The organism is Actinophytocola sp. (genome assembly GCF_035942955.1).
Taxonomy (GTDB): Bacteria; Actinomycetota; Actinomycetes; order Mycobacteriales; family Pseudonocardiaceae; genus DASYTH01.
The window spans coordinates 1-9711 of the sequence record NZ_DASZCQ010000348.1 but is presented as its reverse complement, the minus strand read 5'-3'; the positions used below and the strand labels follow the sequence as shown (position 1 = coordinate 9711).

Annotated in this window: 10 protein-coding genes and 1 tRNA gene; 7 read left to right on the top strand and 4 right to left on the bottom strand. The window is 69.1% G+C overall.

Annotation, left to right across the window (positions count from 1 at the left end; genetic code table 11):
- Positions 1–190: 190 nt before the first annotated feature.
- A tRNA-Leu gene (locus VGX25_RS34725) sits at positions 191–264 on the bottom strand.
- 89 nt (positions 265–353) lie between these two features.
- Between VGX25_RS34725 and VGX25_RS34720 the strand changes: the two genes are divergently transcribed.
- The 7 genes from VGX25_RS34720 (at position 354) to VGX25_RS34690 (ending at position 7597) form a co-directional block, all read left to right on the top strand.
- Complete coding sequence (locus VGX25_RS34720; RefSeq protein ID WP_326922224.1) at positions 354–536, top strand: hypothetical protein; 183 nt, start codon at positions 354–356, stop codon at positions 534–536.
- Between the two features lie 140 nt (positions 537–676).
- Positions 677–1210, top strand: coding sequence for a hypothetical protein (locus VGX25_RS34715; protein ID WP_326922223.1), 534 nt, complete (start codon positions 677–679; stop codon positions 1208–1210).
- A 34-nt stretch (positions 1211–1244) separates the two neighbouring features.
- Positions 1245–1718: a thioredoxin-dependent thiol peroxidase gene (bcp, locus tag VGX25_RS34710; RefSeq protein ID WP_326922222.1), complete on the top strand. Its 474-nt coding sequence runs from the start codon at positions 1245–1247 to the stop codon at positions 1716–1718.
- A 139-nt stretch (positions 1719–1857) separates the two neighbouring features.
- Positions 1858–2760: a hypothetical protein gene (locus tag VGX25_RS34705; protein WP_326922221.1), complete on the top strand. Its 903-nt coding sequence runs from the start codon at positions 1858–1860 to the stop codon at positions 2758–2760.
- A 162-nt stretch (positions 2761–2922) separates the two neighbouring features.
- Complete coding sequence (locus VGX25_RS34700; protein WP_326922220.1) at positions 2923–5391, top strand: PQQ-dependent sugar dehydrogenase; 2469 nt, start codon at positions 2923–2925, stop codon at positions 5389–5391.
- 207 nt (positions 5392–5598) lie between these two features.
- Positions 5599–6474: a helix-turn-helix transcriptional regulator gene (locus VGX25_RS34695; protein WP_326922219.1), complete on the top strand. Its 876-nt coding sequence runs from the start codon at positions 5599–5601 to the stop codon at positions 6472–6474.
- Positions 6475–6559: 85 nt separating this feature from the next.
- Positions 6560–7597: a hypothetical protein gene (locus tag VGX25_RS34690; RefSeq protein ID WP_326922218.1), complete on the top strand. Its 1038-nt coding sequence runs from the start codon at positions 6560–6562 to the stop codon at positions 7595–7597.
- On the opposite strand, the gene VGX25_RS34685 is transcribed toward VGX25_RS34690, so the two are convergent.
- The 3 genes from VGX25_RS34685 to rph form a co-directional block, all read right to left on the bottom strand.
- Positions 7508–7747: a DUF397 domain-containing protein gene (locus tag VGX25_RS34685; protein WP_326922217.1), complete on the bottom strand. Its 240-nt coding sequence runs from the start codon at positions 7745–7747 to the stop codon at positions 7508–7510. The two genes, VGX25_RS34690 and VGX25_RS34685, sit on opposite strands and share 90 nt — an antisense overlap.
- A gap of 92 nt (positions 7748–7839) precedes the next feature.
- Positions 7840–8445 carry an RdgB/HAM1 family non-canonical purine NTP pyrophosphatase gene (gene rdgB, locus VGX25_RS34680; protein ID WP_326922216.1) on the bottom strand — a complete coding sequence of 202 codons (606 nt, stop codon included), beginning with the start codon at positions 8443–8445 and terminating at the stop codon, positions 7840–7842.
- Positions 8442–9206: a ribonuclease PH gene (rph, locus tag VGX25_RS34675; RefSeq protein ID WP_326922215.1), complete on the bottom strand. Its 765-nt coding sequence runs from the start codon at positions 9204–9206 to the stop codon at positions 8442–8444. Before rph ends, rdgB begins: the two co-directional genes overlap by 4 nt.
- Positions 9207–9711 lie beyond the last annotated feature (505 nt).

The following is a 9711-nucleotide window of genomic DNA, read 5'->3' as shown; positions in this document are numbered from 1 at the left end:
AACTCGTACACCCCCAACGCCAACCGCCACCATGCATGCGAAGGCCAAGCCAAGGACATCATTTCGCGTCGAAATTGGCCGGGCAGCCAATTCGAACGGGCGGCGCGGATGTGATGACGCTCCCCGTACTCAGCCACGTGCTAACACCGTGACGACGCCGACGTTCGACGGTCGGGCTGGCCAGACTGGGTGGGGCCGAGGGGAGTCGAACCCCTACTGGCTGGAACCTAAATCCAGTGCCTCTGCCTGTTGGGCTACGGCCCCGTGGTGTTGGTGGGGAGAAGGGTACTGGGGAGGGTGTGTCATTATCGGGCTGATCAGAGGGTGACACGCTGAGCGGAGGGATGGGCGGGATGGGGTTGTCTCGGCCGTTCGGTGTGGTGCTGCACCTGGTGGACTGGTTCGAGGCGCGTGGGGTGTACGTGCCGGGGGAGGATAACCGGGCGATCTCACCGTGGCGGGACTTCGGGTGGCTCATCGCGACGTGGTTGATCACTGTGGGGATGTTCGTGATCTTCTTCGCCCTTGCGGCGTGAGGTGGCGCCGATCACGTTAGGTGCCCTTTCGGTCACGGGTCGGCCACAGGTGCGACTCAACGGGCCAACATCGGGCACCTGAATGGGGGTGAACCTTCATCGTGGAGAGGTAACGCTCCCCGCGGAAAGAAGCCACGCACGTGAACAGAGTCGGGTTGGCGGCTGCCGCGTGCGGCCTGCTGCTCCTGGCCGGGTGCGGCGCCGAGGCGGTTCCGGACGCCACCCACCAGCTCCAGCCGCTCACCTCGCGGTCGTCGAGCGCGTCGACCAGGGCCGACGACACCCCGCGGCGGGCCGACGACCAGCGGGTCCGGGTGAACGGGCTGGCCATCGCGGTCTCGGCGCCGAAGCCGTTCACCCCGACGCATTCCGCCTTCCCGCGCACCCCGCGGGCGGTCGCGTTCGAGATGACGATCGACAACGAGGGCGACACTCCGTACGAGCCGGCGCAGCTGGCCGTCACGATGCTGTGCGACGGCACGCCGGCCCAGCAGGTGATCGACTCGACCCAGGGGTACACGGGCCTGGTGACGACCGAGGAGGTGCGGCCGGGCCAGAACGTGCGGCTGGCGCTGGCGTTCGCGGTGCCGCCGGAGCGGGTCGAGGTCCGGCTGATGGTTCAGCCAAGCGCGACCGACGTCGAGCGGGTCACGCTCTACACCGGCACCGTGTAGAGGCTGTCGGTCCGGCACGCTAGCGTCACCGCCCATGAGCGAGCAGAAACGCCTGTCCGAGGGCGATCCCGCGCCCGACTTCACGCTTCCCGACAGCACCGGTAAGCCGGTGTCGCTGGCCGATTACCGCGGCCGGTCCGTCGTCGTGTACTTCTACCCCGCCGCCGGCACGCCCGGATGCACCAAGCAGGCGTGCGACTTCCGGGACAACCTGGCCGAGCTGAACGACGCCGGCTTCGCGGTGCTGGGCATCTCCCCGGACAAGCCGGCGAAGCTCGCCAAGTTCGTGGCCGACGAGGGCCTGACGTTCCCGCTGCTGTCCGACGAGAGCCGGCAGGTGCTCACCGAGTGGGGCGCATACGGCGAGAAGCAGAGCTACGGCCGCACGATCACCGGCGTGATCAGGTCGACGTTCGTTGTCAATCCGGACGGCAAGATCGGCAAGGCGCTCTACAACGTCAAGGCGACCGGACACGTGGCCAAGCTGCGCAAGGACCTCGGCGTGTAGAACCTGTCGAGAACTTAGCGATGGGGGGACTTGGCCAACCCTCGCGCGGGGCCGCGCGTAATGCCTTGACGTGCGGAAAGTTGCCTCTCGTGCAGATCAACTTGCCGGGTGGCGCCGCCGTAGTCACGGCATGCCAACAATGCCGAGTCGCGCCACCCGCTGGCTGCTCGTGGGTCTCGCCCTCGGGCTCACCGCGAGCGCGGCGACACCGGCCGCCAGCACCGCGGCCGCGCCCGTGTTCGCACCCGCGGCCGCTCCCCCACCGGCGCCGGTCCCGACCTCGAGCGCGCCGGCGTCTCCGTCCCCGCAGCCGAACCGGCAGGTCATTCCCCGGCCGCGACCTCGGCTCGACCCGGCGACCGTGACCGCGGCCGTGCAGTCGGTGCAGGCCACCGCGACGGTCGGTGCGCTGGTGATCGACCGGGCGACCGGCGCCGAGCTGGTCGCCGTCGAGCCGGACCGGCAGTTCCGGTCGGCGTCGCTGGTCAAGCTGCTGGTCGCGATCGACGCGGTGCAGCGTGGCGCGGACGAGCGGGTGCGCCGGCAGATCACGACGATGCTGCGGGTGAGCCACGACGGCATCGCCAGCGCGCTCTGGTCCGCCGGCGGCGGAGCGGAGCTGGTGACCCGCATCGGCGCGCAGCTCGGGCTCACCGGGACGGCCCCGCCAAGCCCGCCGGGCCAGTGGGGCAACGTGCTGCTCACCGCCCGGGACGTCGGACGCATTTACCAGTTCGTGCTGACCGGCCTGCCGCCCGAGGACCGGGCACTGATCATCGATTCGCTCGCCGACGCGCCCAGGATCGCCGCGGACGGGTTCAACCAGCACTTCGGCATCCCGGACGCGCTGCCCGGACCGTGGGCGATCAAGCAGGGCTGGTCGAACAGCAGGACCGACATCGTGCTGCACAGCAGTGGTCTGGTCGGGCCGGACTGGGCGAAGATCGTCGTGGTGCTGACCGAGCACCCGCTCCGGGTGAGCTGGCGGACGGCGGCCGTCTCCGTGACCGCCGGCGCGAAGGCGCTTTCTCCGGTTCTCTAGCCCGCCGGAGCGGATAGGCTGCCGAATCCCACTCACCGGCACAACCATTCCGGATCGACCACGGGTGTCCTAAGGTCAGTATCGCCAATGGTTAGTAAGACTGCCTAATCATTGCGGTACAACCCTGCAGCCCGCCGGACCAGGAAGTCGAGAGGAGTGGGCATGATGCGAGGGCGATCGTCCAGACGGGCACTCGCGGTGCTCGGCGTCGCCGCACTGGCGGCCGGTGCGGTGGGGGCCGCGCCGGCCGGCGCCGCGGACGGGGTGTTCCCGGCCGCGGCAACCCGCTACGAGGCGGAGAGCGCGACCATCTCCCAGGGTGTGGTGGAGTCCAACCACACCGGCTTCAGCGGCACCGGGTTCGTCAACTACGACAACCTGGTCGGCAGCTTCGTGGAGTTCAGCGTCACCGCCCCGCAGGCCGGCACGGCGACGCTGGTCCTGCGGTACGCCAACGGAACAACGGCCGACCGGCCGATGGACGTCACGGTCAACGGCGCGGTGGTGGGCAACGACGTGAGCTTCCCCGGCACCGGCGCGTGGACGGCCTGGCAGACCAGGACCATCACGGCTCCGCTCAATGCGGGCGCCAACACCGTCCGGGCCACCGGCGTCACGGCCAACGGCGGGCCCAACCTGGACTACCTCGAGGTCGACGTCGCCGCCCCGACCACCGATCTGCAGGCGGAGAACGCCACGATCTCCCAGGGCGTGGTGGAGTCCAACCACGCCGGGTTCACCGGCACGGGCTTCGTCAACTACGACAACGTGGTCGGCAGCTTCGTGGAGTTCGGCAACGTGAGCGCGGCCGCGGCCGGCCCGGCCAGCCTGACGTTCCGGTTCGCCAACGGCACCACCACCGACCGGCCGATGAGCATCTCGGTCAACGGGACCGTGGTCGCCGCGGCGCAGAGCTTCCCGGGCACCGGCGCGTGGACGACCTGGCAGGAGATCACGATCAACGTGACCCTCAACGCCGGCAACAACGTCGTCCGAGCCACCGCGACGACGGTCAACGGCGGACCGAACCTCGACCGGCTCCGGGTCGGCGCCCCGGCCGACACGCAACGGCCGACCGCGCCCGGCCAGCCGTCCTGCAGCGACATCGGCTTCGACTCGCTGACCCTGAACTGGCCGGGGTCGACCGACAACGTCGGCGTGGTGGCCTACGACATCTTCCATCTCGGCACGGAGCTGCGGACCGCGCCGAACCCGCCGGGACCGCCGTTCCGGCTGACCGGCCTGTCCCCCAACACCCGGTACCAGCTCTCGGTGTTCGCACGTGACGCCGCCGGAAACGAGTCGGAGTCCAGTCCCGAAGTGGTCTGCACCACGACGGCCGACCCCGGCGACACCTCGCCGCCGACCACACCGGGTCAGCCGTCGGTGTCCAACGTCGGGCAGACCAGCGCCACGCTGTCCTGGGGCGCTTCGACCGACAACCGCGGCGTCACCAGGTACGACATTCGCAACAACAGCAACGACGCGGTGATCGACTCGGTGACCGGCAACCCGCCGCCGACCACGAGGAACGTCACGGTGCTCGCCTGCGCCACCACGTACACGCTGCACGTGGTGGCCAGGGACGCGGCCGGTCTCACCTCGGGCGAGAGCCCCACGGTCACGTTCACCACCAGCGCGTGCGCCGGTGGCAACAACCCGGGCACCCCGGCCCAGGTATCCACCGGCTGGGACATTCCATGGGACGTCTCCTGGGCTCCGGACGGCTCGTTCGCCCTGGTGACCGAGCGGGACACGTTCCGGGTGTTCCGGATCAACCGCAACGGCAGCGGCAAGACCCAGGTCGGCACCGTGCCGAACAGCCAGACCACCGACGGCGAGGGCGGCCTGATGGGCGTGGCGTTCTCGCCGACCTGGAACGGGTCGTCCGACCAGGAGGTGTTCTTCATGCACACCTCGTCGGAGGGCAACCGGATCGCCAGGATGAGCTTCAACGGCACCGCGCTGTCCGGCTACACGGCCATCGTCACCGGGATCGCCAAGAGCCGCTTCCACAACGGCGGGCGGATCCGGTTCGGACCGGACGGTTTCCTGTACGCCACCACGGGTGACGCGCAGCAGATGAACAACGCGCAGAACCCCAACTCGCTCAACGGAAAGATCCTGCGGGTCACCAAGACCGGGGCCGCGGCGCCGGGCAACCCGTTCGGCACCCGGATCTACAGCCTCGGCCACCGCAACCCGCAGGGCCTGGCGTGGGACGACGCCGGCCGGCTGTGGTCGTCGGAACTGGGCGCGTCCTCGCGTGACGAGCTCAACCTGATCCTGCCCGGCCGCAACTACGGCTGGCCAGAATGTGAGGGCACCTGCGACGTCGCCGGCATGACCAACCCCAAGCGCACCTGGAGCGTGGCCGAGGCGTCGCCGAGTGGGCTCGCGTTCGCCAACGGCGCGCTGTTCATGGCCGCGCTGCGTGGGCAACGGCTGTGGCGGATCGTGCTCAACGGCGAGAACGTCAGCACGGTGACCTCGCACTTCAACGGCCAGTTCGGCCGGCTGCGGGCGGTGGTCAAGGTGCCCGGCGAGAACGCGATCTGGTTCGGGACCACCAATTCCGACAACAACGGCAACGGCAGTCCCGACCGGTTCCTCAGGTCGAACCTCAACTGACCCGTCCGCCGGCCGAGAAGGCCGCCGTGCCACTCGTTCGGGTGGTACGGCGGCCTTCCGCTTTGTGCGGCGTGGCTTTGCGACAGGGCTTGACAATTGCTGGTAATCTGCCGCCCGCTTCTGTGACATGAGTCACGGAGCCGATAGCATGGTGCTATGTGGCGCCGTGCAACTGTCAACTGACTACCAGGCATTGAGGGGACAGATATGGCACAGGGCGCGACCCCGGTGGAACAGCGGCGGCTGCGAGCCGAGTTGCGCCGGATCCGGGACGAGTCCGGACGCACGCAGAAGGTTGTCGCCGAGGCATTGGGCTGGTCCATATCCAAGGTCATCCGCATGGAAACGGGTGCGGTGGATGTCTCGACGTCGGACCTGATGGCGCTGCTGTCGTACTACGGGATCGACGACCCCGGTCGAAAGGACGCGCTGCTGGCCATCACGAGGGGGGACAGGAAGGGATGGTGGGAGCAGTACCGCTCCCACTATCCGCAGCGTTTCCTGAACTTCCTCGCCTACGAGGATGCCGCGGCACAGGTTCGGCAGTTCACCGGTCTGATGGTGCCCGGCCTGCTGCAGACCGAGGAATACATCAGGGCGCTCTGGCGCGGCGTCATGGTGGACCCGGCACGCTTCGACCGCGGGGTCGCGGTTCGCCTTCGGCGCCAGGAGATCCTGACCCGCGAGAATGCCACGAAGGCCCAGTTCATCCTCGACGAGGCGGTGCTGCACCGTTGGGTGGGCAGCCCAGACGTCATGGTGGGACAGCTTTCCCACCTCAAGGACATGGCCGAGCTCCCGAACGTCAGCATCCGCGTCATTCCGTTCGCCGCGGGTGTTCATCCGGGGATGCTGGGCTCGTTCTCGGTCCTCGAGCTTCCCTCGGATGTCGAGGACGTCGACGACTACGTGGTGGTGCTCGAGGATCAGACCCGAGACGTGCTGATCCGGGACGACCCCGAGATCAAGAGCAAGTACGTGGAGATCTTCTACCAGTTGGAGGAGGTCGCCTGTCCCGAGAACGAGTTGCACAAGATCATCGACCCGATGATCGACAGCTTCCAAAAGGGAGCTCCTCAATGAGTTGAGAGCGGATGGCTGCGACAGCCGTCGGAGCCGATCCCCATCTCATGGCTGAGAGGTGTCGACCAGGAAGGCCGGCCGCGAGATGACTACGTCAGGACTGGCGCACGCGGACCTGGACCGCGTTCCCGCGCCCAGGAAACCGGAAACCGCGGACGAGACCCGCCGTCCGACCGTGGGTCTGGTCACGGCAATCCCCGAGGAGTTCGTCGCGATGCGGGTGCTGCTCGACGACTCCATCGAGCGCATCGTCCCGGAAGACCCCGCCTACTACGTGCTCGGCACGCTGCCCAGCCGGGATGCCCGGCGGCGGCACGGCATCGCGCTGACGCTGCTCGGCGCCACCGCGACCAACGCGGCGGCCACCGGTTGCGCCAACCTGATCCGCAGCTTCGACTCGATCAGCGTGGTGATCATGGTCGGGATCGCCGCGGGGATACCCAATCCGCAGCGACCGGAGCGGCACGTGCGCCTCGGCGACATCGTCGTGGCAACCCAGGGAATCGTTGACTACGACCATGTCTACTCCGTCGACGGGGCCGTGGAGCAGCGCCGGTCCTTCCCGGCGCCGTCGCCCCGCCTCACGCAGAGCGCGGACATGCTCAAGGCCGACGAGCTCAGCGGGCACCGCGCCTGGGAGCAGTGGCTCGACCTGTCCCGGCACCCCGAGCTGAACGGGTACGGCCGGCCGCCCGATCGGACCGATGTCCTGCGGGACAGCACGGGATGGCAGTTGCGCCACCCGCCACGCAACCACAGCGGTCATCGCAAGGGTCTGCCGAAGGTGCATTACGGCCTTGTCGGCAGCGCCAATCGTTCGGTGCGTGATGCCGCGGCGCGCGACCAGCTCGCCGCTCGGCACGGATTCCTTGCCGTGGAGATGGAAGGCGCCGGTGTCGGCATCGGAAGTTTCCTCGGTGGCCGGGAATGGTTCATGGTCCGCGGCATCAGCGACTACGCGGACAGCCAGCGGGATGAGACATGGCAGCGGTACGCCTCGCTCGCGGCGGCGGCGTACGTTCGCGCGCTGCTGTCAAAGTGTCTGCCGATCGAGCCGCGACGCACCGAGCTCGGCGATGAACACGTTCCAGGCGCGACGTGGGAAGGCGAGTCTCGGCCCTAGTTGGTCTTTCGAGTCCCGAACGAGCATGGGGTCGGCCGCGCAGGTGGCTTCCAGGCAGGCCTCCGGCTGGGTGGTGCTCACCGAGCTTTTCCGCCAGGAGACCCCACGCGGCTCGACGTCGGACACGCAACTGTCGCTGTGCTCGGCCATGTGCACCCCCTCTGGCTCGGCGGACCCCGAATTCGAGCGTAGCCGCTGCGGGTTCGCCCGCCGTACCGCCGAGAGCAGGATGCGTTGGGGTGTCATGCGGTGAGGCGTTGCAGGTGCGGGGCGAGCAGGCGGAGGGCTTGGCCGCGGTGGGACAGGGCGTCCTTGGTGGCGGGGTCGAGCTCGGCGGAGGTTTGGGTGTGGCCGTGGGGAATGAAGATGGGGTCATAGCCGAAACCGTTGATGCCGCGGGGTTCGCGGGTGAGGGTGCCGGGCCAGGTGGCGGTGACGACGGTTTCGGTGCGGGTGGGGACGGCGAGGGCGGCGGCGCAGACGAAGGCGGCGCCTCGGCGACCGTCGGGAACGTCGCTGATTTGGGCCAACACCAGCTCCAGGTTGGCCAGGTCGTCGCCGTGCTTGCCGGACCAGCGGGCGGACAGGACGCCGGGCATGCCGTTGAGGGCGTCGACGGCAAGGCCGGAGTCGTCGGCGATGGCGGGGAGGTTGGTGGCCCTGGCGGCGTCGCGGGCCTTGGCGAGGGCGTTTTCCTCGAACGTGGCGCCGGTTTCGGGAGCTTCGGGGAACGGAGGCACCGAGTCCAGGCCGATGATCTCGATGCCGGTGATGCTCTCGGCGGCGAGGATTCGGTTCAGCTCGGCCAGTTTCTTGGGGTTGCGGGTGGCGAGCAGGATCCGGGTCATGACTTGCCGGCCTTGGGGGAGGGCAGCTCGTTGGGGTAGGGCTCGGCGAGCGCTTCGGCCTGCAGGCGGTTGATCTCGGCGCAGCCCGCCAGCGCCAGGTCGAGCATTTTGTCCAAAGTGGACCGCGTGAAGGTGGCGCCCTCGCCGGTGCCCTGGACCTCGATGATGGTGCCGGCGTCGGTGGCGACCACGTTCATGTCCACCTCGGCGCGGGCATCCTCCTCGTACGGAAGGTCGAGCCGGACGCGGCCGTCGACGACGCCGACGCTGACCGCGGCGACCGCGCAGGACAGCGGTTGCGGATCGGTGAGGCGGCCGGCGGCGCCGAGCCAGGTCATGGCATCGGCGAGGGCGACGAAGCCGCCGGTGATCGCGGCGGTCCGGGTGCCGCCGTCGGCCTGCAGGACGTCGCAGTCGACGACGATGCTGGCGTCTGGGAAGGCGCCCATGTCGATGCAGGCGCGCAGGGAGCGGCCGATCAGCCGGCTGATCTCGTGCGTGCGGCCGCCGACCCGGCCGCGGACCGCCTCGCGCTCACCGCGGGTGTTGGTCGCCGAGGGGAGCATCGCGTACTCCGCGGTGACCCAGCCCAGACCGGAGCCGGCGCGCCAGCGCGGGACGCCGTCGGTCACGCTCGCCGCGCACAGCACCCGGGTCTTGCCGAACTCCACCAGCACGGAGCCGGCCGGCCACTCCTGATAGCCGCGGGTGATCTTGATTTCTCTGAGCTGGTCGTCGCTCCTGCCATCGCTTCGCGCCACCAGAACACCCTATGACTAGGGGCGAAGTGTGCTTGACCACACCCCAATTCAACGCTCGTTGACATCCATGGGTGGTCGAGCGCACAATTCATCACAAGGTGAAATTTGCGCCGCGGGCTCCAGCGGATTGGGGGTAGGGACATGAGAACTCGGTGGTGTCATCGGGTTGGCAGTGCGGACGGGGACGGTCCGTGCTGGTCGGCGACACCGCTGGGGTGGTGACGGACATGACGGGCCTTGGCCGCGCAACGGGGTTGGTGCGCAACGGGTGTGTGCGGGGCCGGCTTGGGGCGCGGGGTGTGGGACGTGCGGGGACTGGGCCGGCTCGGGATTGGGGGCGGGTGGCGATATGCGTGACGACGTGGCCACACCACCGGGTCATGCGCCCGATGTGGACGGTGTGCGGGCTGAGCTGGCCTGGGATCGGCGACATGACAGCGGGCGGCCGCGGCGCCGGGGTGGGGCGCGGGATGTGGGACCTGCGGGGACCGGGCCGGTTCGGGAT